The 22,720-nt window shown below is 43.5% G+C and carries 20 protein-coding genes; 7 read left to right on the plus strand and 13 right to left on the minus strand.

Features of this window, described 5'->3' with window-relative positions:
• Positions 1-340: 340 nt before the first annotated feature.
• Positions 341-907, minus strand: coding sequence for a D-glycero-beta-D-manno-heptose 1,7-bisphosphate 7-phosphatase (gene gmhB, locus AACQ81_RS19285; RefSeq protein ID WP_237385866.1), 567 nt, complete (start codon positions 905-907; stop codon positions 341-343).
• 188 nt (positions 908-1,095) lie between these two features.
• Here gmhB and metN point away from each other — a divergent pair, with 188 nt between their 5' ends.
• From metN to proS, 6 genes are all read left to right on the plus strand, one after another.
• Positions 1,096-2,127 carry a methionine ABC transporter ATP-binding protein MetN gene (gene metN, locus AACQ81_RS19290; protein WP_092554248.1) on the plus strand — a complete coding sequence of 344 codons (1,032 nt, stop codon included), beginning with the start codon at positions 1,096-1,098 and terminating at the stop codon, positions 2,125-2,127.
• Positions 2,120-2,773 carry a methionine ABC transporter permease MetI gene (locus tag AACQ81_RS19295; protein ID WP_237385867.1) on the plus strand — a complete coding sequence of 218 codons (654 nt, stop codon included), beginning with the start codon at positions 2,120-2,122 and terminating at the stop codon, positions 2,771-2,773. The genes metN and AACQ81_RS19295 overlap by 8 nt, the downstream gene beginning before the upstream one ends.
• Positions 2,774-2,906: 133 nt before the next feature.
• The gene (locus tag AACQ81_RS19300; RefSeq protein WP_237385868.1) at positions 2,907-3,722 is read left to right on the plus strand and encodes a MetQ/NlpA family lipoprotein; all 816 of its coding nucleotides are present in this window, start codon (positions 2,907-2,909) and stop codon (positions 3,720-3,722) included.
• Positions 3,723-3,874: 152 nt separating this feature from the next.
• Positions 3,875-4,270 (plus strand): Rcs stress response system protein RcsF, encoded by a 396-nt coding sequence (gene rcsF / locus AACQ81_RS19305; RefSeq protein ID WP_237385869.1) that lies wholly within the window; start codon positions 3,875-3,877, stop codon positions 4,268-4,270.
• A gap of 32 nt (positions 4,271-4,302) precedes the next feature.
• A complete protein-coding gene (tsaA, locus tag AACQ81_RS19310) occupies positions 4,303-5,010 on the plus strand; it encodes a tRNA (N6-threonylcarbamoyladenosine(37)-N6)-methyltransferase TrmO (protein WP_237385870.1) in 708 nt (235 codons plus the stop codon).
• 113 nt (positions 5,011-5,123) lie between these two features.
• Positions 5,124-6,845 carry a proline--tRNA ligase gene (gene proS / locus AACQ81_RS19315; RefSeq protein WP_237385871.1) on the plus strand — a complete coding sequence of 574 codons (1,722 nt, stop codon included), beginning with the start codon at positions 5,124-5,126 and terminating at the stop codon, positions 6,843-6,845.
• A 90-nt stretch (positions 6,846-6,935) separates the two neighbouring features.
• On the opposite strand, the gene nlpE is transcribed toward proS, so the two are convergent.
• A complete protein-coding gene (nlpE, locus tag AACQ81_RS19320; protein ID WP_339353452.1) occupies positions 6,936-7,640 on the minus strand; it encodes an envelope stress response activation lipoprotein NlpE in 705 nt (234 codons plus the stop codon).
• A 321-nt stretch (positions 7,641-7,961) separates the two neighbouring features.
• On the opposite strand from nlpE, the gene rof reads away from it, so the two are divergent.
• Positions 7,962-8,231: a Rho-binding antiterminator gene (rof, locus tag AACQ81_RS19325; RefSeq protein ID WP_237385873.1), complete on the plus strand. Its 270-nt coding sequence runs from the start codon at positions 7,962-7,964 to the stop codon at positions 8,229-8,231.
• Positions 8,232-8,369: 138 nt separating this feature from the next.
• Here the strand turns inward: rof and tilS are convergent, their stop codons facing one another.
• From tilS to bamA, 11 genes are all read right to left on the minus strand, one after another.
• Positions 8,370-9,719 (minus strand): tRNA lysidine(34) synthetase TilS, encoded by a 1,350-nt coding sequence (gene tilS / locus AACQ81_RS19330; RefSeq protein ID WP_237385874.1) that lies wholly within the window; start codon positions 9,717-9,719, stop codon positions 8,370-8,372.
• 33 nt (positions 9,720-9,752) lie between these two features.
• The gene (locus AACQ81_RS19335; RefSeq protein WP_237385875.1) at positions 9,753-10,670 is read right to left on the minus strand and encodes a DMT family transporter; all 918 of its coding nucleotides are present in this window, start codon (positions 10,668-10,670) and stop codon (positions 9,753-9,755) included.
• 347 nt (positions 10,671-11,017) lie between these two features.
• On the minus strand, positions 11,018-11,977 hold the full coding sequence (accA, locus tag AACQ81_RS19340) for an acetyl-CoA carboxylase carboxyl transferase subunit alpha (protein WP_237385876.1): 960 nt from the start codon (positions 11,975-11,977) through the stop codon (positions 11,018-11,020).
• Positions 11,978-11,989: 12 nt separating this feature from the next.
• Complete coding sequence (dnaE, locus tag AACQ81_RS19345) at positions 11,990-15,472, minus strand: DNA polymerase III subunit alpha (RefSeq protein ID WP_237385877.1); 3,483 nt, start codon at positions 15,470-15,472, stop codon at positions 11,990-11,992.
• A gap of 15 nt (positions 15,473-15,487) precedes the next feature.
• Positions 15,488-16,078 carry a ribonuclease HII gene (rnhB, locus tag AACQ81_RS19350; RefSeq protein ID WP_237385878.1) on the minus strand — a complete coding sequence of 197 codons (591 nt, stop codon included), beginning with the start codon at positions 16,076-16,078 and terminating at the stop codon, positions 15,488-15,490.
• Positions 16,078-17,262, minus strand: a complete 1,185-nt coding sequence (lpxB, locus tag AACQ81_RS19355; RefSeq protein ID WP_237385879.1) for a lipid-A-disaccharide synthase — start codon at positions 17,260-17,262, stop codon at positions 16,078-16,080. The genes rnhB and lpxB overlap by 1 nt, the downstream gene beginning before the upstream one ends.
• 4 nt (positions 17,263-17,266) lie before the next feature.
• Positions 17,267-18,064, minus strand: a complete 798-nt coding sequence (lpxA, locus tag AACQ81_RS19360; protein WP_237385880.1) for an acyl-ACP--UDP-N-acetylglucosamine O-acyltransferase — start codon at positions 18,062-18,064, stop codon at positions 17,267-17,269.
• 3 nt (positions 18,065-18,067) lie between these two features.
• Positions 18,068-18,520, minus strand: a complete 453-nt coding sequence (fabZ, locus tag AACQ81_RS19365; protein ID WP_237385881.1) for a 3-hydroxyacyl-ACP dehydratase FabZ — start codon at positions 18,518-18,520, stop codon at positions 18,068-18,070.
• Positions 18,521-18,657: 137 nt separating this feature from the next.
• Positions 18,658-19,686: a UDP-3-O-(3-hydroxymyristoyl)glucosamine N-acyltransferase gene (gene lpxD / locus AACQ81_RS19370; protein ID WP_237385882.1), complete on the minus strand. Its 1,029-nt coding sequence runs from the start codon at positions 19,684-19,686 to the stop codon at positions 18,658-18,660.
• 4 nt (positions 19,687-19,690) lie between these two features.
• Positions 19,691-20,188 (minus strand): molecular chaperone Skp, encoded by a 498-nt coding sequence (gene skp / locus AACQ81_RS19375; RefSeq protein ID WP_237385883.1) that lies wholly within the window; start codon positions 20,186-20,188, stop codon positions 19,691-19,693.
• 105 nt (positions 20,189-20,293) lie between these two features.
• Positions 20,294-22,687, minus strand: coding sequence for an outer membrane protein assembly factor BamA (bamA, locus tag AACQ81_RS19380; protein WP_237385884.1), 2,394 nt, complete (start codon positions 22,685-22,687; stop codon positions 20,294-20,296).
• Positions 22,688-22,720: the final 33 nt, after the last annotated feature.

Genomic DNA, 22,720 nt, shown 5'->3' on the forward strand with positions numbered 1-22,720 from the left:
TGTTAGTTCATAATGAATTAACTGTTGTTCACTCTTCAAGACTTGGTAATCTTTTTCGCCTTGCGGCGTGAGATACAGTCCTGCGAGTGCCCACACAGATTGTCTGATTAACTTGTTAAAGAGCGGGACAACCGGGAAGTGGCTTCCGGGTTGCGAGGCTGCGTATCTTACGCTTTCCTCTGTCAGTGTCAAGCCTTATTTTTCAAGGCTTTTCACTTTGTCATCCCGACAGATTTGTGTATTTGTCGTGACAACGGATGCGCATTATAGGGAGCTATCTGATTTACGCAAGCCTTTTTGTGATTTTTTTATTTGAATGTTCGCAAACTAAACGAAAAGGCTATTTTTGCCTATTTTTTATCACATTTGGCAGGTCTGCCAGGCTATTAATAACCAAATCTGCGACATGTTCTGCTTCTTCTGTTACAGGTTTTCCTGTACGAACAAGAATCTTGGTACCTACATCAGCTGCATTTGCTGCCAACATATCTTCTAATTTGTCTCCGACCATATAAGAGGCAGACATATCAATATGTAATTCTTGCTGTGCGTCAAGCAACATACCCGCTTGTGGTTTACGGCAATTACACTTCTTCTTATATGTTTCATCACTTGCTTCCGGGTGATGGGGACAATAATAGATACCATCGAGGTCAACACCCCGGTCTGCCAGTGACCAATCCATCCATTCTGTTAACTGCATAAATTGATCTTCTGTAAAGATTTTACGAGCAATACCCGACTGATTGGTTACCAAGACCAGTGCATAGCCCATTTTTTTCAATTCGAGCATGGATTCAATCACGCCATCAATAAATTGAAAATTATCTATTTCATGTACGTAACCATGATCGATGTTAATCGTGCCGTCACGATCTAAAAATACGGCGGGAATACCTTGAGTCACCTGATTGCTCCAAGAATGTACCAAGTAAACAGTATCGCATGATTTATTACTGAATGAGAATGTAGCATTTAATTTATTCCCAGTTGACTTAGACGTCTAGACGCCTTAACATCCACTTTAATTCATGACTTGTCGAAATGTTCTCAAGTCATTCATCTTTTGCATCTAATACATCTAATAAGAAAAAAATGATAAGACTGACTCAGATAGATAAGATATTTCAACAAGGAACGCGTTCAATCAAAGCGCTTTCAGATATCAATTTGCATGTTCCGCAAGGGCAAATCTATGGTGTCATAGGTTCTTCTGGTGCTGGGAAAAGTACTTTGATTCGCTGCGTAAACATGCTTGAACGTCCAACTTCAGGCCAAGTATTAGTTGATGGACAGGATCTTACCTCTCTTTCAGAGCGTGAATTAACTCGTGCACGTCGTCATATTGGCATGATTTTCCAACACTTTAATTTGCTGTCATCCAGAACTGTATTTGATAATGTTGCATTACCTTTAGAGTTGGATAACACATCAAAATCCGAAATAAAGAGCAGAGTTAACGAATTGCTGGAATTGGTTGGTCTTTCTGATAAGCATGATGCTTATCCTGCCAATTTGTCTGGTGGTCAGAAACAACGTGTTGCGATTGCCCGTGCACTGGCAAGTTCTCCAAAGGTACTTCTGTGTGACGAAGCCACCAGCGCACTGGATCCAGCAACAACACGTTCTATTCTGGAGCTATTAAAAGATATTAACCGTCGTTTGGGTCTGACCATTCTTCTGATTACCCATGAAATGGATGTCGTTAAACGCATCTGTGATCAAGTTGCAGTAATCAGTGGTGGGCAATTGATCGAGCAAGATATTGTAAGCGCAATATTTTCTCATCCCAAAACGCCGGTTGCCCAAGAATTTATTAAATCTACGCTGCATCTGGATATTCCTGAAGATTATCTACAGAAATTACAACCAGAATCTGCACCTGATCGTAGTCCATTATTGAAACTGGAATTTACAGGTAAATCAGTTGATGCGCCTTTAATTTCAATGGCAGTTCGCCGCTTTAATATCGACATCAGTATCTTGAGTTCTCAAATGGATTACGCAGGTGGTGTTAAATTTGGAGTCATGTTGGCTGAGCTAGATGGGGAAAACGACAGTATCAAATCAACAATCGCGTTTTTAGAAGAGCATCATGTGAAAGTAGAGGTTCTCGGTTATGTCTGAAGGAATGATTTTATTATTAGCTAAAGGAGTCTGGGAAACCCTCGTAATGACTTTTGTCTCTGGTTTCTTTGGCTTTGTTATTGGATTGCCGGCTGGTGTGCTTTTATATGTTACTCGTCCAGGACAAGTTATTGAGAATGGAGCGCTTTATCGCATACTTTCTGCATTGGTAAATATCACTCGCTCGGTTCCATTCATTATTTTGCTGGTATGGATGATTCCATTCACCCGGCTGATTGTCGGAACGTCAATCGGCTTACAGGCTGCGATTGTTCCTCTAACGGTTGGAGCGGCACCTTTTATTGCCCGCATGGTAGAGAATGCTTTATTGGAAATTCCATCTGGATTAATCGAAGCAGCGCGTGCAATGGGTGCAACACCGTTCCAAATTGTCAAAAAGATCTTATTACCGGAAGCATTGCCAAGTTTGATCAATGCAGCAACAATTACTTTAATCACCTTAGTTGGCTATTCCGCAATGGGTGGGGCTGTTGGTGCCGGAGGTCTGGGTCAGATTGGTTATCAGTATGGTTACATCGGTTATGATGCGACTGTGATGAATACAGTGTTAGCTTTACTGGTTATTTTAGTGTTCTTGATCCAGTTAGGCGGTGACCATTTAGTCAAAGCGGTTAATCGCAAATAAAGTTATTTCAACAATAAAGGTGCTGGTAACAGCACCTATTAAAAACAGGGCTTATATTCGAAAGCCTCACTATAGCAGTACTCAGTAACTTGATAAGACAGGTTATAAATCAGTATTCAATAGGGGTAAAAATATGTCAGTGAAATTGAAATCCATTGCTGTAATAGGCGCATTATTAGGCACATTGGTTCTTGCAGGCTGTGGTCAAGAGCAAAGAGACCCAAATCACATTAAAGTTGGTGTTATTGTTGGACCAGAATTAAAAGTTGCTGAAGTTGCCAAACAAATAGCTAAAGATAAATATGGCCTTGATGTTGAGCTGACGACATTCAATGACTATGTTCTGCCAAATGAATCACTGAGCAAGGGAGATATTGATGTAAATATCTTCCAGCATAAGCCGTACTTAGATCAGCAAGTAAAAGAACGTAACTACAAATTGGCTATCGTTGGCAACTCTTTTATCTACCCAATGGCTGCTTATTCTAAGAAAATTAAATCACTGGATGAGCTGAAAGATGGCTCCCAAATTGCCATACCAAACGATCCGACCAATCAGGGCCGCTCACTACTGTTACTGCAAAAACATGGTCTAATCACGTTGAAAGATGGCGTTGGTTTGCTGCCTACGATTCTGGACATTACCAGCAATCCTAAGCAATTAGATATCGTTCAACTGGAAGCACCGCAGCTGCCTCGCTCTTTGGATGATCAGAAGATTGCTCTGGCTCTCATCAATAATACCTATGCAGGGCAGATTGGTTTAACACCAGAACAAGATGGTATCTTCGTTGAGGATAAAGATTCACCTTACGTAAATATTATCGTTAGCCGTGAAGACAACAAAGATGCTGAAAATGTGCAAAAATTCGTGAAAGCATTCCAATCACCAGAAGTAGAGCAAGAAGCACATAAAGTCTTCAAAGGCGGAGCAATAAAAGGCTGGTAATCTTTCATATTCAGTTAATTGAGATTAAAATTATCAGGCGGGTATTTTTATATCCGCCTATTTTTATTGGGGGACAGCAAGCGCTTTCATCGTAGTTTCAGACTCCAGCACCCACTCAATTACTGGCTCTATCAATATAAGGATTCAACTTGATGCGTGTGTTATCTATCTGTTTCATGGCGCTTTTTATAGTTGGGTGTACTTCATTACCAACTAAAACCAATAAGGCTGACATGCCGGATTCGAAGTTGAAACATCAATCAAACAAGCACAATAAGGTGCCCTCTTACGTTCGCCTGTACACCAAAACAGATGAGCTTTTAGGTTCACCATTTAAAGATTTAGGTGTTGTATCCGGTGAGTCCTGCCGAAATACACTGCAAGATCGTCCAGCCAGTATCGCAACTGCACGACAAAATATGCTGGCAAAAGCAGCCAGTCTGAACGCTAATGCCGTCTTACTTCATCAATGTGCACTTTTATCTGGTCAGGGCTGCTACCAAATGGCCATTTGTGAAGGTTCAGCACTGTCGATAAACAATAACTAATTATTACCGAATCATTATTATCCAAAACACCCATGGCAGATTTCCATTTTACACAAATAGGCACCATTCATTCTCCCTATAAAGAGAAGTTTGCCATTCCCCGTCAACCGGGTTTGGTGGAAGATGGAACGGGGCAGCTAGAACTACTTACTCCCTATAATCAGGTTGATGCTGTACGCGGGTTGGAACAGTTCAGTCATTTATGGATTATTTTCGTTTTTCACCAAACCATGAATGGAGGTTGGAATTCATTAGTACGCCCACCCCGTTTGGGAGGAAATACTAAAATGGGTGTATTTGCTACCCGTTCAACCTTCCGCCCCAATCCAATTGGTATGTCATTGGTGGAATTGAAAGGTATTCAATGCAAGAACAATAGTGTCATTCTTGAGCTTGGCAGCTTAGATTTGGTAGATGGCACCCCAGTGATCGATATCAAACCCTACCTGCCTTTCGCTGAATCACGCTCAGAAGCCAAGGCTGGTTTTGCTCAAGATGCACCAGATGCAAACATGGACATTTACTTCTCTCCGGAAGCAGAATGCCAGCTTTTATCCCATCAGGCCGCTCATCCTCATTTGAAACGTTTTATCAGCCAAGTATTGGCTCAGGACCCTCGTCCTGCCTATCGCAATAAAGAAAAAGAGAACAGAATATACGCAGTTCATCTCTTGGATTTCAATGTTCGTTGGCTAGTTCATGGCACCATGACAGAAGTGATTTCTATCGAACTCCGTTAAAACCCCTTTGGACATCGTAACCTCACTGGTAAACTAGCGGTTTATTTTATTTTCTGGGTTGGGCGGCATATCTTGCCGCCCAGAAGCAATTTGCTATCCAATGGAAACTTACTATGCGTACTAGCCAATATCTGCTCTCTACTTTAAAAGAGACGCCTGCTGATGCAGAAGTAGTCAGTCATAAACTGATGCTTCGTGCCGGAATGATCCGTAAACTCGCTTCAGGTCTTTACAACTGGATGCCGACAGGTGTCCGCGTATTGAAAAAAGTTGAAAACATTGTTCGTGAAGAGATGAATAATGCGGGAGCGGTTGAGGTTTCCATGCCGGTAGTTCAGCCAGCAGATTTGTGGCAGGAAAGCGGTCGTTGGGAACAATATGGTGCTGAATTACTTCGTTTTGTTGATCGTGGTGAGCGTCCTTTTGTTTTGGGACCAACTCATGAAGAAGTTATCACTGATTTGGTTCGCAACGAAATCACTTCATACAAACAGCTTCCGTTGAATCTGTTCCAGATCCAGACCAAATTCCGTGACGAAGTTCGTCCACGCTTTGGCGTTATGCGTTCACGTGAATTCATTATGAAAGATGCTTACTCTTTCCATACCAGCCAAGAGTCTCTGCAAGAGACTTACGACAAAATGTACGATGCCTACAGCAAAATCTTTACCCGTATCGGGCTGGATTTCCGCGCGGTTCTGGCAGATACCGGTTCAATCGGTGGAAGTGCTTCCCACGAATTCCAAGTTCTGGCAGCCAGCGGTGAAGATGATATCGTGTTCTCTACCGAATCTAACTACGCAGCTAATATCGAATTGGCAGAAGCTATCATGCCATCTCATGAGCGTGCGGCTCCATCGGAAGAAATGCGTCTGGTCGATACACCAAACACAAAAACTATTGTTGAACTGGTTGAACAATTCAACTTGCCGATTGAGAAAACCGTCAAGACTTTGATCGTTCACGCCACAGAAGAAAGCGGACACAAATTGGTTGCTCTGTTGGTACGTGGTGACCATGAACTGAACGAAATAAAAGCAGAAAAATTGCCTTTGGTAGCTAGCCCACTGAATTTCGCTACTGAAGAAGAAATTCGTGCCATTGTGAAAGCTGGACCAGGCTCTTTAGGCCCAGTAAACCTGCCTATGCCTGTTATTATTGACCGTAGTGTATCCGTCATGAGTGATTTCGGTGCCGGTGCCAATATCGATGACAAACATTACTTCGGTATTAACTGGGAGCGTGACTTAGTTCTGCCAGAAATTGCAGATATCCGTAACGTCATTGAAGGTGATACCAGCCCAGACGGTAAAGGAACACTGTTAATCAAACGTGGTATTGAAGTGGGGCATATCTTCCAGTTAGGTACTAAATACTCCGAAGCGCTGAAAGCAACCGTACAAAACGAGGATGGCCATAATCAAGTTGTCACTATGGGGTGTTATGGTATTGGTGTAACCCGTATCGTTGCTGCTGCCATCGAACAGAACCATGACGATCGTGGCATTATCTGGCCAAGTGCTATTGCTCCGTTCCAAGTAGCAATTCTGCCAATGAACATGCACAAATCTTACCGGGTGAAAGAAGTGACTGAGAAACTGTATGCTGACTTACGTACCAACGGTATTGATGTGATTTTTGATGATCGTAAAGAACGCCCGGGAGTTATGTTTGCTGATATGGAGCTGATCGGCGTACCACATACTCTGGTCATCGGTGATCGCAATCTGGACAACGATGAAATTGAATATAAATCCCGCCGTACTGGTGATAAGCAGATGCTGAAACTGGAAAACATTGTTGAATTCCTGAAAGGGCAAATTCAGCAAGCTTAATCTTGTTTGAGAATATTAACTCAGATTGACAAAAACCTGCGTACTCATGGCGCAGGTTTTTTTATACGTAAGGTTATAACTTATTGTTTACTAATTCTTAGTACAAGAAGCTTTCTTATCAAAGCGGATTTTACCTGTTTGGATCACAGCATTATCAAATAATCCGTCTTCCATTGAAGGACGAAGTGTATAGTAGCCTTCTATTTCCACATAAGCCGGAATCCCTGCTTCTATTCTTGCCTTACTGTAGCCACGCTCCAAGTCGATATTTTCAGAAGCATCATAGAGTTTGCCAGTACGACATTCGGTAAAAATTGCAGAATCAGCAAAATAGCTATATTCTCCAACGAGTTTTTTTGGAATGACCTTTTCTAATTCATAATTAAATTGTGATTGGATTGGCTGGCCATTGATATCCAGCATGACCAGATTGTCGTCCTTCATCTGATAATAAGATTTTTTACCATCTTGATTAGTCAAAACGACCTTTTTCCCCTGTATTACCCAATTTCCGGTATCAAAGAAAGTATTTTCCTCACTTTTGGCTTCCAGATAAGTCTGCCCTAATATATATGCCCCATCTTTACCAAGTTGTAAGGTGGTCTCAATACCTGAGCAATCTGCGCAAGGTACAACACCGTTAAACACTTTTTCAGTTGGCAAAATCGTACCAAGAGAGGCAGTGTTGTTTTGTGTGCCAGAACTATCCTGTAACACAGGATAGTTCTGGCAACCAACCGCTGTGAATACCCCTACAGTTAGCAATGCAAGCAATATTTTTTTATTCATCATCATTTTGATCCAGTAAATTCAACAAATAACCCACTTTTATAACGTCCACTATCTATAAAACATGAGCGTTAAGTAACAAGATTGACGTTACTTTACCGTATCCCAAAATACACGGAGAGAAAAATCAAATATTATGGCTTCATTTCATTACACAATAAAAATCATAGAATTAACCTGTATCCCAATATTGAGGAAATTTTCACAGATTTATTCAGTAATCACAGAAAGTTTACTGTGCTATAGTCGTAGATAGCATTTTTTGTGTTTGAATTTGGTCAATCACGGGCGGCACAATCACCGCCACTAACATAGTGGTGAGCAAATATGTCTATAGATAACAAAGAATATCAACCAATTAACTGTGACGATTACGATAACCTTGAGCTAGCTTGCCAACGTCAACTGTATTTACATGTTCAATTGCGAGGTGATGAAGTATTTGAAGGAAAAGCGAATAGCTTGATTTTACGAAAAAAGGTTGAATATCTTCTCGTCGAGTCAAATGAAGGAACCCGTGAATTAAGGTTGGATCACATTATCAGTTTCAGCAATCCAGAAATTGGAACGATTGTTATTGAGCACTCTTCATTATGATAACAAATAACGGCTAGAACGCGCCGACGCAGGAAAAACCCTTTCATTATAAGGGTTTTTCCTTAAAAACAGTTTATTTTTGACTATAAATCAAAGAGCTCCGCAATCCAGCTTTATATTAATGAGCGGTTAATCCCATCATTCACCATGAGGCGAGATTTTCTTCCATTGCACTGAAAGTCCCATATCATCAGCCAGACTCTGGCCTTCTTTCGTGACAAAAACGCCCAATGCTGCAATCAGTTTCTCATCATAATAGAGCAGTGGTGTTCTCTCTCTGAGCCAAGGTGCAACGCCCAATTCCTGCCACAACTTTTTACTGTGACGGGAATGCTGTCGCCCCACAATGCTAATATTGCCTTGAACACCAAAACGAATAGTCACTTTCTCATTTTTATCTGGCATCCTGATTATAATGCCGTTCTCTTCAGAAAATATTAACACTCCCAAACCATCTGGCAATACCAGTTTCCGTTCTATATCCCATTCAAGAACAGTACCCGCCAAAAGCTGATGCTGGGGAACCAGCCAAAGTTGCTGCCGATAGCGGCGAATATCATATCGCCCTAATCTAAAGCGAGGCTCTGCATCTTGCCGAGCGAGCGCCACTTCCGACCAAATTCGTTGAAGCTGGGCTCGCTCAGGCATTTTTACACCGCGTTGATTGAACCAGCGACGTAACAACGCATTTCTTTTAGCTTCTGAATAACTTTCTAAAGGAGGGATAGATATCGTACCTTCCAATGTGGTCAATGAACTTAATGACTCGCTCAGTAATTCATCCAGCAATTGCTCTTGTTCCCCACACAAGCTGGCGCTGCGGGAAACTGCTTGTGGGAAACAAGACCAACGCTGATTAAGCAACGGCATAATATGCAAGCGCAAAAAATTGCGATCATAGCGATCATCTTGGTTGCTATCATCTTCAACCCATTTCAATCCCTGTTCCTGTGCGTACTCTTCTAACTCCGCACGACTGGCATTCAGCAATGGCCGGATTAATGTCGTTCTGGCAAATGGCATACAAGAAGGCATAGAAGATAATCCCGTGGGGCCACTCCCACGTTTCAATGCCAATAAAAACGTTTCAGCCTGATCATCAAGATGTTGTGCCGTTATTAAAATCTCATCCTGCTGTAATGCTTGCTGGAAAGATTGATATCGAGCCTCTCGAGCAGCGGCTTCAATACCATTCTGGCGAATATCCAGATTCACTTTTTCAGTACAAAAATCAACTTTCCAATCAGCACATACCTGACGGCAATGATCAACCCAAAAATCCGCCTTGACGTTTAAACCATGATGAATATGCATTGCCCTCAACACTATCAGATCACGATCTGTTTGCAGGTATTCGTCACGTAAGCGAACCAGCAAATGCAGCAATACGGTGGAATCCAACCCACCGCTAAAACCAACCAAAATCTTTTTATGCTGCCCGATTTGTTCTGTCAGTGTCGTCAGAAGTGGCCCATAAGTATTTGCCATTATGGAATTGAACCTTTCTTCATGTTTACCAAATCAATCCTCAACCAAATCATCTTGCAGCTCATTCAGCTCAGAACTGTTCTTCTTAACTCTGAGACAAAGCATTCCAGAGATGATAACCAGACCCAAACCAATAATATAAGCAGGAACAAATGCATCACCAAAAAACAGAATAATCCACATCATGGATAAGATAGGTGATAAAAATAGTATTGATGCGATTTTATGGGAATCCGGGCTACTCATCGCTTTGAACCAAATGATATAAGAGACTCCATTGAGTATGATTCCGTTAAGCAACGTTGGTATCAGTGAATCACCAACAGATAGCTTGATGCTGCTGAACGCTAATACAAACACGGCAGAAACTAATGTGGAAAAAGCAAACATCCAGAACGTACTGATATAGGGATCAATAGCGAATTGTCTCGATAATACAGACATCAGAGCAAAACAGAAAGCCCCACTAAATACCAGCAGCAATGCTTGGGGGTGCTCTACTGCAATCTCCGTAATATTACCTTTTGTGAAAGTAATCACGACAGCCATGAATCCTATTGCAATACCAATCATTTGTCTGATTGACAATCTTTCTTTGAATATAAAGAACGATAATCCAATAATCATTAACGGCCAACTATATTGAATCACCAAAACAGCAACACCATTCTCAATAGAGTAGCCATAGTACAGCAATAGATAGAAGAAGCAGTCTAAAGCACCTAAAATCGACACCTTAATCATAACCGGGAAAGGGATATATAATAGTTGTTTCCAGCTTCTGCCTATGATAAGAGCAACTACAAATACCGCTAAAACTGACAGGACATTTGACCAGAATAAATACTGGAAGTGATCCATCTCTTTCTGCCCAAAGCGCGCTATAGAAGGAATAAAACTCCAGATAAACACACAAGAAAACGCATAAATAATATATTTATATTTGGCCATAGAAAACTCAATTTATTATTTTAAAGTCTAGCCGATGAGGCACCCTATATCATCCCACTGTCATCATCCTACTATTATCATCCTACTATCAGCAGGAATAATAATACCAGATGGATAAAGCGGGACAATTTCATCCCCCATAAATAATAAAACAGGCGGAAATACTGAAGAATTATGCCTCCTCAGCGCTTTCCACCTGTTATTAACACCATTGAAAATGGCATTGCATTTATACCCGTCGCCTTTCAACTTACAGCTTTGTTAGCTGCATCTCGAAATCCATTAATCCATTGGGTATATAAAAAATGGTTATCAATAAAACAGCCTTTAGAATTTACTTTCAAAAATTAGCAGTAACCGTATTGCATTAAGCGCTCATAACGACGATTCACTAATTCTTCATCATTCAGTTCACTCAATTCTGCAAGATCAGCCAACAATTGAGTTTTCAATGATTCCGCCACTTTCTCATAATTACGGTGTGCCCCACCTAAAGGTTCTGGGATAACCATATCAATCAGCTTCAATTCTAGCAGTCGGGGAGCTGTATTTCCCATCGCTTCAGCAGCCAATGGTGCTTTATCAGCACTCTTCCATAAGATAGAAGCGCAGCCCTCTGGGGAAATAGTAGAAAACGTGCTGTATTGCAGCATATTTATTTTATCACCAACACTGAGTGCCAACGCACCACCGGAACCACCTTCACCGATAACAGTACAAATAATCGGTACAGAAAGACGGGACATTTCACGCAGGTTACGGGCAATCGCCTCTGACTGGCCACGCTCCTCAGCGCCCACGCCAGGGTACGCACCTGGAGTATCAATGAAAGTAATGATTGGCAATTTGAAACGCTCTGCCATTTCCATCAATCTCAAAGCCTTGCGATAACCTTCTGGTGATGGCATCCCAAAATTACGACGGATCTTCTCTTTTGTTTCACGCCCTTTCTGGTGACCAATAATCATGACTGGACGACCATCAATGCGAGCCAACCCACCCACTATCGCCTTGTCATCAGCATAGGCACGATCACCAGACAATTCTTCAAAGTCAGTAAAAATGAGCTTAATATAATCCAGCGTATAGGGACGAAGAGGATGACGGGATAGCTGGGATATTTGCCATGCCCCCAAATCAGCAAAAATCTTGCGGGTCAGTTCGACGCTTTTTTCCCGCAAACGCTGGACTTCTTCATCCAGATTTATATCTAGCTTTTCATCTTGACGGCTAACTGCGGTGAGCGAATCAATTTTCGCTTCCAACTCGGCAATCGGCTGTTCAAAATTCAGAAAATTCAGACTCATAACGTTCCTATTTTAGTCAAATTCTAATTCTACCTGCTCGTTACCCAGCAGAGTTCGCAGATCTGTCAAAAGGGTATCCGTTGGTGTTACCCGCCATGTTGCACCGAATCGTAAACGGGCACGGGCATCTACCCGCTGGTAATAAAGATGAACCGGTATCGTCCCTGAACGATGTGGCTCCAATGCACCACGAAGACGGTTCAATAATTGTTCATCAATTTGCCTGTCTGACAAAGATATAGCAAGACCACGTGCAAATTTTTCACGTGCCTCACTGATATCCATCAATTCGCGGACCGTCATTTTAAGCCCACCGCTGAAGTCATCAAAGCTGACTTGTCCGGTAGCAATCAAAATTTTGTCCTGTTCCAGTAAATGCTGGTACCTTTCCAATGCATCAGAAAACAGCATGATTTCCAGCCGTCCTGAGCGATCATCAAGCGTACTGATACCAATCCGGTTGCCGCGCTTGGTCGTCAGTATCTTGGAAGCCAATACCAAACCTACCACAGTCGTTGTCTGACCACGAGGTGTCGGGTTCACATCTTTTAGACGCATCCCATTTGTATATCGTTCAATCTCTTTTAAATAGCCGGTAATCGGGTGACCGGTTAAATACAGCCCCAGCGTTTCCCGTTCACCATCCAGAACAACCTGATCAGGCCATTTCGGTGTACTTGCATATGAAAGTTCAACCTGTTCTGGTTTTTCAGCTAACACACCAAACATGTCTGTTTGACCAATGGCTTCAGCCTTGGCATGTTGGTCTGCTGCTTTTAATGCATCTTCCAAAGAAGACATCAGCGCTGCACGATGTGGACCCAGTCTGTCGAAAGCACCAGACATAATCAGCTTTTCCATCACACGGCGGTTTATCTTTTTGATATCAACCCGTGCGCACAAGTCGAAGAGTTCCTTGAAATGCCCTCCTTTCCTGCGCGCTTCAATCATGACTTCAATTGGCCCTTCACCCACGCCCTTGATAGCACCAATGCCGTAAACTATTTCACCTTCGTCATTGACGTGGAAATGATACAAGCCACTGTTGATATCTGGCGGCAATACTTTAAGCCCCATACGCCAGCACTCATCCACCAGACCAACGACTTTTTCCGTGTTATCCATATCCGCCGTCATTACGGCTGCCATGAATTCTGCTGGATAGTGGGCTTTCAGCCATAAAGTCTGATACGAAACCAGCGCGTATGCTGCGGAGTGCGATTTGTTGAAGCCATAACCCGCGAATTTCTCCACCAAATCGAAGATTTTCATCGAGAGTTCGCCATCAACCCCTTGTTTTATCGAACCCTCTTCAAATACTGAACGCTGCTTGGCCATCTCCTCGGGCTTTTTTTTACCCATTGCACGACGAAGCATATCTGCGCCGCCGAGAGTATAGCCAGCCAAGACCTGCGCAATCTGCATCACCTGTTCCTGATACAAAATGATGCCGTACGTCGGTTCCAATACAGGTTTCAGAGACTCATGCTGCCATTCAACATCAGGGTAAGAAATCTCTTCCCGTCCGTGTTTACGGTCGATAAAGTTATCTACCATGCCTGATTGCAACGGCCCGGGGCGGAACAATGCCACCAATGCGATCATATCTTCAAAGCAATCAGGACGCAGACGCTTGATCAGATCTTTCATTCCACGCGATTCGAGCTGAAATACGGCTGTGGTTTCAGAGCGTTGCAGCATATCGAAACTTCGCTGATCATCCAGCGGAATGGCCGCAATATCGATAGGCTCCAGATCTTTCGTGGTACGACGCGCATTAACCATCTCAAGTGCCCAGTTGATGATGGTTAAGGTTCTCAGGCCAAGGAAGTCAAATTTAACCAGGCCCGCGTATTCCACGTCGTTCTTATCAAACTGGGTAACTGGATTTTGCCCTTCAGGATCGCAATAGATGGGCGCAAAGTCAGTGATTTTAGTAGGTGCAATAACAACACCACCGGCATGTTTACCGGCGTTACGGGTAACACCTTCCAGCTTGCGCGCCATGTCAATCAGCGCCTTGACCTCTTCATCCGCTTCGTAAATTTCAGGCAGTTGCGGCTCCACTGCAAAAGCTTTTTCCAACGTCATACCGGGATCAGGCGGCACCAGCTTTGATATCCGGTCAACAAACCCGTACGGGTGACCCAATACACGCCCAACATCACGGATAACCGCTTTCGCTGCCATTGTACCGAAAGTAATGATCTGCGATACCGCATCTCGCCCGTACATATCTGCTACGTGATCAATCACCTGATCACGTTTCTCCATGCAGAAGTCGACGTCAAAATCAGGCATGGATACACGTTCAGGGTTAAGGAAACGTTCGAACAGCAGGTCGAATTCCAGAGGATCGAGATCAGTGATTTTTAAAGCGTAAGCAACTAAGGAGCCTGCACCTGAGCCACGTCCTGGTCCTACGGGAACACCGTTATCTTTCGACCATTTAATAAACTCCATCACGATCAGGAAGTAACCGGGGAACCCCATCTGATTGATAACTTTCAGCTCAATATCCAGACGATCATCATATTCCGATCGCTTTTGCGCCCGAATTTCCGGATCGGGATAAAGAAATTGCAGACGTTCTTCCAAACCTTGTTGGGATTTTTCAACCAGAAAATCTTCCGTGCTCATATCTCCCGTTGGAAACTGCGGAAGAAAATATTCACCGAGACGGATCGTGATATTACAGCGTTTAGCAATTTCTACGCTATTTTGCAGTGCTTCAGGAATATCGGAGAAAAGCTCACACATCTCCTGTTCACTGCGCAGATATTGCTGAGAACTGTAATTTTTAGGACGTTTCGGATCAACCAGTGTATAACCGTCATGGATGGCAACTCTAATCTCATGCGCGTCAAAGTCTTCGCTTTCCAGAAAACAGACATCATTAGTTGCCACAACGGGCAGGTTTTTTTCTGCCGCTAGCTCCACCGCCGCATGAAGATAGTTTTCTTCATCCTGACGACCCGTACGGATTAGTTCAAGGTAATAGCTATCCGGGAAATGTTCTTGGTAAAAATTGAGGCACTGCTCCACCATCGCACGATTACCACGCAGCAGGAATTTCCCTACATCCCCCATGCGCCCACCGGATAACAGGATTAAGCCAACTTTGTATTTCTCCAGCCATTCCCGTTTGATGGTCGGCCCGACTGCACCATAGCCTTTTTGGTAGGCCTCTGAGATCAACAAGGCCAGATTTTGATAACCTTCATTATTACGTGCAAGAACCGTCAGATGGGCATACTCATCCCCCAACAAATCGCTTTCCACATAAAAATCAGCCCCAACAATCGGCTTGATGCCAGCGCCGTGGGCACTGCCATAAAATTTCACCAACCCGCACAGGTTGGTAAAATCTGTAATCGCAAAAGCTGGCATACCCAATCTGGCAACCTTTTTCACCAGTGGACCAGTTTTAGCCAAGCCATCAATCATTGAATAGTCGCTGTGAACACGTAAGTGCACAAAACGTGGTTCTGTCATAGTCTGCCCAGATTTTTATCCAAGACCTAACGCTCGTTTAACCGGCGCAAAACTTTTACGGTAATGTTCCGTGGCGCCAAGCAAAGCTAGCTTTTCGAGATGTAAGGCTGTCGGATAACCTTTATGTTTCGCAAAACCGTAATCAGGGAACTGTTTATCCAGTTCTGTCATTTCTCTGTCACGCGTGACTTTGGCAAGGATGGAAGCTGCACTTATTTCGGCAACCAGACTATCACCTTTAACCACCGCTTGCGTTGGCATCGCTAATGCCGGACAACGGTTGCCATCAATCAACACATAATCAGGCGTGATGACTAAACCAGCCACTGCCCGCTGCATGGCAAGCATCGTAGCGTGAAGAATATTGAGATGATCGATTTCTTCCGGCTCTGCCCGACCAAGACTCCAACACAGTGCTTTTTCTTTAATTTCCAAGTACAACGCTTCACGGCGTTTCTCCGTGAGTTTTTTCGAATCCATCAAGCCTGTGATTGGTTTAGCAGGATCAAGAATTACCGCCGCCGTAACGACGGCTCCTACTAATGGGCCACGCCCGACTTCATCAACACCGGCAATCAAATTCGCCTGAGGATAGACAAAATTCATTATCTTCTCGCTAATTCCAGAACGGCTTGAGCAGCCTGTTCATCGGCATCACAGCGAATGCTTTCATGCAAATGCATAAACGTTTTTTTCAACGCCTCCACATCATTGCCACCTTGCAGAAGAGGTAACAATGCCTCCGACAATGCCTGGGGTTCACATTCATCCTGTAATAACTCTTTGACTAATTCTTTCCCTGCCAGCAAGTTAGGTAGAGAAACATACGGTGTTTTCACTAAACGTTTTGCCAGCCAGAATGTAAAAGGTTTCATTCTATAGCCCACCACCATTGGGCTTTTGGCTAACATGCACTCCAATGCTGCTGTACCGGATGCCAATAAAGTAGCATCACTGGCAATCATAGCCTCACGGGCTTTACCATCCAGTAAGTGAATGGGTAAATTCGGCGCAATTTCATCTTTGATTTTCTGAAACTGTTCATGTCGTTTAGCATTTACCAGAGGAACCAATACGTGCAGGTCTGGTAATTCATCTCGCAATAATTGTGCTGTTTTTAAGAAATCAGCACTCAGCATCTCTACTTCAGCATGACGGCTACCGGGCAGTATCGCCAGACAATGACTATCCAACGGCACTCCCAGAACCTCTCTGGCGGCTGCTTTATCCGTCCGCAGAGGCATCGCATCTGCCATAGTATGGCCAATGAACCGACATGGTACGTTAAACTGATCGTAAAATGCTTTTTCAAATGGCAAAAATGCTAATACCAAATCTGTAGCCCGACCGATTTTAAATACCCGTTTCTGACGCCACGCCCATACCGATGGACTGACATAATGGATCGTTTTGATCCCTTGGCGTTTAAGCCGACCTTCTAAAGTAATGTTAAAATCAGGCGCATCAATGCCAATAAATACATCCGGCTTCAACTCGGTAAAGCGTGCTGTTAAATCTTTGCGTATTTTCAACAGACGGGGCAAGCGCCCAAGTACTTCAACAATTCCCATAACAGCCAGCTCTTCCATCTCATACCAGGCTTCACAACCTTCCGCCTGCATAAGAGGACCGGCGACACCCACAAAACGGGCATCCGGAATTTTTGCTTTTAATGCGCGAATCAGCCCTGCCCCAAGAATATCGCCGGATGTTTCTCCAGCAATCAAACCAATTGTAAGCGGACGCTGATTGTTAATAGAAGAAATGGTAGCCAAAGGAGCATCCTTCATCTACTTAACGAATAATGCCACGGCTGGATTTTGCGGAATTCACCAGAAAATCACTGAATAATTTCACATGCAAGTTATCTTCCGCCAAGATATCGATCTCTTTTCTGGCTTCTTCTAATGATTTGCCACTGCGATAAAGCATTTTATAAGCATTGCGGATTGCGTGCAGAGACTCTTTATTAAATCCACGGCGCTTCAAGCCTTCAATGTTCAAACCAAAAGGAGTGGCGTGATTTCCCTGTGCAATGACATATGGTGGCACATCTTGAGCAACACCAGAACAACCGCCGATCATAACATGGGAACCAATCTGGCAGAATTGATGGACAGCTGTCATGCCACCGATAATGACATAATCACCCAGAACCACATGCCCACCCAATGTGCCATTATTCGCAATGATACAACGATCACCGACAATACAGTCATGCGCAATATGAACATTGATCATCAACAAATTGTCACTGCCAATTTTGGTCAAACCACCACCCTGAACTGTACCACGATGGATAGAAACACTTTCACGGATGCGGTTACGATCACCAATTTCAACACGGGTCGGTTCACCCTGATATTTGAGATCCTGATTGACTTCACCGATGGAAGCAAACTGGTAGATCTGGTTATCGCGGCCAATTTTGGTGATGCCATTAACCACAACATGGGATTTCAGTTCAGTCCCCTCACCAATTTCAACTTGAGAACCGATATAGCAAAATGGGCCAATGTTCACATTGGCACCAATAACTGCACCTTCTTCAACAATAGAAGAAGGATGGATAACTGCGGTCTGATCAATCATGAATTAAGCCTCACGACGGCGAGCACACATCATTTCAGCTTCACAAGCTAATTCTCCATCGACTTTAGCCACACCCCTGAAACGTGCAACTCCTCGACGTTCTTTAATAAATTCAACTTCCATAATCATTTGATCACCAGGTAATACTGGACGTTTAAAGCGAGCCCCATCGATTGCTGCAAAATAATACAATTCACCCGGCTCTAGTGACCCAACGCTTTTAAATGCCAGAATACCAGTAGCCTGAGCCATTGCTTCAAGGATAAGTACACCCGGGAAAATCGGCTTACCTGGAAAATGCCCCTGAAAGAACGGTTCATTAAATGTTACATTCTTAACTGCGCGCAAAAATTTACCTTCTTCAAAATCCAGAACACGGTCTACCAATAAAAATGGGTAGCGGTGAGGAAGTAAATTCAAAATTTCTTCAATTTGTAGAGTATGATTATTACTCATCTAAATACTCTTCCTGTCTATATAAGAATCATAGTATTAACGACACGGCCTGCGTTAACTCCGAATTCAGAGTTATCAGGCAGGCCGCAAAAATTAAAAACACAACCAAAAACGCTTAAGCAAAATTGTTAGTGAAATTACTTATCCTCACTTCCCAATTGACGTTCCAGTGACTTCAATCGCTTATTCATTTCATTGATATTCTTGACTAAAGCCGCAGTCTTACGCCAGATTTTGTTCGGTTGTGATGGGATACCTGAAGAGTATATACCGGGTTCCGTAATTGAACGCACCACCATGGTCATACCAGTCACGGTCACTTTATCACAGATTTCCATGTGCCCATTAATGACACTCGCCCCGCCGATCATACAATAACGACCAACTTTCAGGCTACCCGCCATAATCACACCACCCGCTATTGCTGTATGATCACCAATCGTTACGTTATGGGCAATCTGGCATTGGTTGTCTATGATAACACCATTACCAATAACTGTGTTATCCAACGCGCCACGGTCAATGGTTGTGCAAGCACCTATTTCAACTCGATCCCCGATGATTACAGTACCCAACTGTGGGATTTTAACCCAATTTCCGCGATCATTAGCATATCCAAAACCATCAGAACCTATAACACTTCCTGATTGGATTAAGCACGATTTACCGATTTCAACGTTATGGTATACCGATATGTTGGCCCAAAGACGAGTATTTGCACCAATCCGTGCATTTTTGCCAATAAAGCAACCGGCACCAATGATGACATTATCACCAAGAATAACACCAGATTCGATAACAGCATTTGCGCCAATCGCCACATTCTTGCCCAGAACCACATCGGGAGAAATGACTGCTGATAAATGGATATCTTGTGCGGGTTGTGGTGTTGTATCCATGATTTGCGCCATGTGTGCATACGCAATATAAGGATTATCAACAATCAACGCTGCAACCTTACAGTGAGGAAGGTCTGCTTCACGCAATACAATAGCCGCAGCCTGACACTCAGCGAGTCTGTCATTATAACGACTATCGGATAAAAATGTAATTTGCTCACTATTTGCTGAATGCATTGGCGCAATGCCGGTGATGACAATATCGCCATCACCTTGCAACTGCGCATTCAACTGCTGAGCAAGGTCAGCCAATCGAATTGAAAACATTTACTTATTTAACCTGCTTCAATACTTCTGCGGTGATATCTTTACCAGATGCAGAATACACAGCGGCATTCGCATCAAGAACAAGATCGTAACCTTCTTTACCTGCAACCACTTTAACAGCATCCTGAATGCGGTTCAGGATTTTATTGCGTTCTTCCATCTGACGACGACGATTATCGTTCTCAAAAGCCTGTGCTTTCTGAGCAAATTCATCACGTTTTGCTACAATTTCTTTTTCTGATTTTTCGCGCTCGCTGGCTTTCATAGTTGAACCATCGCGCTGCAATTTCTGAATCTTGGTTTGCAAATCAGATTCCATGCGCTGCAATTCAGATGCACGGCCTTTAAATTCGTTATCCAACTGTTTTGCCACTGCTTCACGAGCTGGTAACTGTTGGAAAACTTCAGCAACGTTCACTAAAGCAATTTTATCTGCCGCCTGAGCACCCGCAGAGAACGCTAATGCCATACCTAGGCTTGCTGCACACAATACTTTTTTCACTATAAACTCCTTTGACCCACGCTATTTTTACAGATTAGAAGACTTAATATCGCCCTACCTAATGATAAATAATAGGACGCTTTTTTTACCAAGAACGGTTAATAATTACCACGTTCCGCCAATATTAAACTGGAATTGCTCCGATCTATCACCCGCATACTCCTTGATTGGCTTCGCATAAGAGAAGCTCAATGGCCCTAACGGTGACAACCATTGCAGAGCAATACCGGCAGAAACACGGATATTATTTGGCTTGCTGTAGTCAGGCATCCCAGCGTAAGTCTTAGTCCAATTGGTATCCCATACCGTTCCCGCATCTACAAACACAGAAGTCCGAACGGAATTAGAATATTTCGCATCAAGGAACGGAGTTGGTGTAATCAGTTCAAAACTGGCAACCGCTACCGCGTTCCCGCCCACGGCATCACGAGATGGGCTGTTTTTAACAGGCCCAATTTCACCATCTTCCTTTTTTTCCAGGTAAATGGCTTTTGGCCCGATATTATTCGAACGGAAGCCACGAACGCTGCTGGAACCACCAGCGTAGAAGTTTTCATAGAATGGCATTTCTTTGCCACCTAACCCACCACCATAGCCCAGACGAGTACGCCCCGCCAGCACCCATGAACGATCGTTATCCAGAGGATAGTAACCTGCAGAGTTCCAGGTGACTTTATAGAATTGGTTATTTGAACCAGGAATTGTCACTTTCGTATCCAGCGATGATCTTAAGCCAGAAGTCGGGAAGAAACCACGATCGAGATTGTTGTAATTCCATCCCACTGTCATCGTGAAATCGTTGGAATCAAATTTGGCTTTATCATCAAGTCCCGGATTTTTGCCCATTTTATATAAATAACGCCACATTGCAGCCTGTGGACGCATGTTAGACAGGGAGTTATGCGTATAGCCCAGTCTCAAATTCAAGGCATTATTTTCATTCAATGGGAAACCAAACAATCCCTCAGCACCATATCCTTTGTTGGTATAGTTTGAAAGATCAGCATCATTGGCGCGGAAATCATTATAGAACATCCGACCACCCAGACTTACACCATTAACAGTAAAGTAAGGGTTGGTTAAGGATAAATCAGCCGACTTTGAATAGTCATTCTTAGTAGCACTGATAGCCACGGAATTACCAGTCCCCAACCAGTTGTCCTGCTGGACACCAATCTGGAAACTCATGCCACTTTCTGTACCAAAACCAACGCTAAAGTTCATAGAGCCGGTATTGCGCTCTTTAACTTTATAGACCACATCAACTTGGTCTGGGCTACCCGAGACACGTTCGGTATCCACATCAACAGATTCAAAATAACCGAGCCGATTTAAACGTTCTTTACCCTGTTCAACCAGATCACTACCCAGCCACGCCCCTTCCATCTGGCGCATTTCACGGCGTAGTACCATATCCTTGCTGACATCGTTTCCTGAAAAACGAATTTTACGCACATAGAAACGGTTGCCTGCATCAACATTTACATGCAGCTTAACCATTCTATCGGCATCATCAATTTCAGGTTGTGTCATCACTCGGGGATAAGCATAACCATAACGACCGAGCAGATTTTTGATGGCGGCTTCCATCCTTGTCACTTCAGCACCGTTATAGAGTGAACCCGGCTCAATTTTGGTCAGTTCTTCTATTTGTGACTGATAGCCTGCCAAGTTACCGTTCAAATCAACACCTGCAATTTTATATTGATCGCCTTCGGTGATATTAACGGTGATATAGATGCCTTTTTTGTCCGGTGTCAGATTGACTTGAGTCGAATCTATATTGAAACGGGCATAGCCTCGATCAAAATAGAAACTGCGCAGGGTTTCAAGATCACCTGCCAATTTTTGTTTCTGGTATTTCTGGTCAGCCGTCATGTTCCACCAAGGAACGTCGTCCCTGAGTTGGAAATGATTAAGTAGCCCATTGGTAGGAAAGGCTTTATTGCCAACAATATTAATTTGCTGGATCTTGGCAGAAACCCCTTCTGAAAAAACAAGCCTTAAGTCAACACGGTTGCGAGGTAGTGGAGTCACAACAGCTTTCACTGTCGCGTTGTATTTACCAACGCTGTAGTAAAAATCTTCCAGCCCTTTTTCAATATTCGACAGCATGGTGCGGTCAAGGGCTTCACCAACACGAACACGAGAGGCTTCAAGGTTCTGCTTGAGCATGTCATCTTTCACCGATTTGTTACCGGAGAAAGTGATGCTGGCGATGGTTGGCCGTTCTTTTACCTGGACAACAAGTGAATTGCCATCACGCAGGACACGAACATCTTCGAAATTTCCAGTCGCAAATAGTGCGTGGATCGTGCGACTAACATCTTCATCGCTGACTGAGTCACCTATGCGAATTGGCATATTCAGTAATGCTGCACCAACGGTGACACGTTGAAGCCCCTCGAAATGAATGTCCTGAACCACGAATCCGTCTGAACCGTATGCAGTGGCGCTGCCGAACAGCAGCGACGCTATGAGCAACTTTTTCATCGCCATCGTTGTTATGCGTTTTCCTAACCGGTCCCCCAC

Origin of the sequence: Xenorhabdus sp. Sc-CR9 (assembly GCF_963897815.1) — a bacterium.
In the GTDB taxonomy this organism is placed as follows: Bacteria; Pseudomonadota; Gammaproteobacteria; order Enterobacterales; family Enterobacteriaceae; genus Xenorhabdus.

What these genes read in the sequence shown, in the direction of transcription:
- metN (WP_092554248.1), top strand. Translation starts at nt 1,096, where the DNA reads ATGATAAGACTGACTCAGATAGATAAGATATTTCAACAAGGAACGCGT.
- AACQ81_RS19295 (WP_237385867.1), top strand. Translation starts at nt 2,120, where the DNA reads ATGTCTGAAGGAATGATTTTATTATTAGCTAAAGGAGTCTGGGAAACC.
- AACQ81_RS19300 (WP_237385868.1), top strand. Translation starts at nt 2,907, where the DNA reads ATGTCAGTGAAATTGAAATCCATTGCTGTAATAGGCGCATTATTAGGC.
- rcsF (WP_237385869.1), top strand. Translation starts at nt 3,875, where the DNA reads ATGCGTGTGTTATCTATCTGTTTCATGGCGCTTTTTATAGTTGGGTGT.
- tsaA (WP_237385870.1), top strand. Translation starts at nt 4,303, where the DNA reads ATGGCAGATTTCCATTTTACACAAATAGGCACCATTCATTCTCCCTAT.
- proS (WP_237385871.1), top strand. Translation starts at nt 5,124, where the DNA reads ATGCGTACTAGCCAATATCTGCTCTCTACTTTAAAAGAGACGCCTGCT.
- nlpE (WP_339353452.1), bottom strand. Translation starts at nt 7,640, where the DNA reads ATGATGATGAATAAAAAAATATTGCTTGCATTGCTAACTGTAGGGGTA.
- rof (WP_237385873.1), top strand. Translation starts at nt 7,962, where the DNA reads ATGTCTATAGATAACAAAGAATATCAACCAATTAACTGTGACGATTAC.
- tilS (WP_237385874.1), bottom strand. Translation starts at nt 9,719, where the DNA reads ATGGCAAATACTTATGGGCCACTTCTGACGACACTGACAGAACAAATC.
- AACQ81_RS19335 (WP_237385875.1), bottom strand. Translation starts at nt 10,670, where the DNA reads ATGGCCAAATATAAATATATTATTTATGCGTTTTCTTGTGTGTTTATC.
- accA (WP_237385876.1), bottom strand. Translation starts at nt 11,977, where the DNA reads ATGAGTCTGAATTTTCTGAATTTTGAACAGCCGATTGCCGAGTTGGAA.
- dnaE (WP_237385877.1), bottom strand. Translation starts at nt 15,472, where the DNA reads ATGACAGAACCACGTTTTGTGCACTTACGTGTTCACAGCGACTATTCA.
- rnhB (WP_237385878.1), bottom strand. Translation starts at nt 16,078, where the DNA reads ATGAATTTTGTCTATCCTCAGGCGAATTTGATTGCCGGTGTTGATGAA.
- lpxB (WP_237385879.1), bottom strand. Translation starts at nt 17,262, where the DNA reads ATGAAGGATGCTCCTTTGGCTACCATTTCTTCTATTAACAATCAGCGT.
- lpxA (WP_237385880.1), bottom strand. Translation starts at nt 18,064, where the DNA reads ATGATTGATCAGACCGCAGTTATCCATCCTTCTTCTATTGTTGAAGAA.
- fabZ (WP_237385881.1), bottom strand. Translation starts at nt 18,520, where the DNA reads ATGAGTAATAATCATACTCTACAAATTGAAGAAATTTTGAATTTACTT.
- lpxD (WP_237385882.1), bottom strand. Translation starts at nt 19,686, where the DNA reads ATGTTTTCAATTCGATTGGCTGACCTTGCTCAGCAGTTGAATGCGCAG.
- bamA (WP_237385884.1), bottom strand. Translation starts at nt 22,687, where the DNA reads ATGGCGATGAAAAAGTTGCTCATAGCGTCGCTGCTGTTCGGCAGCGCC.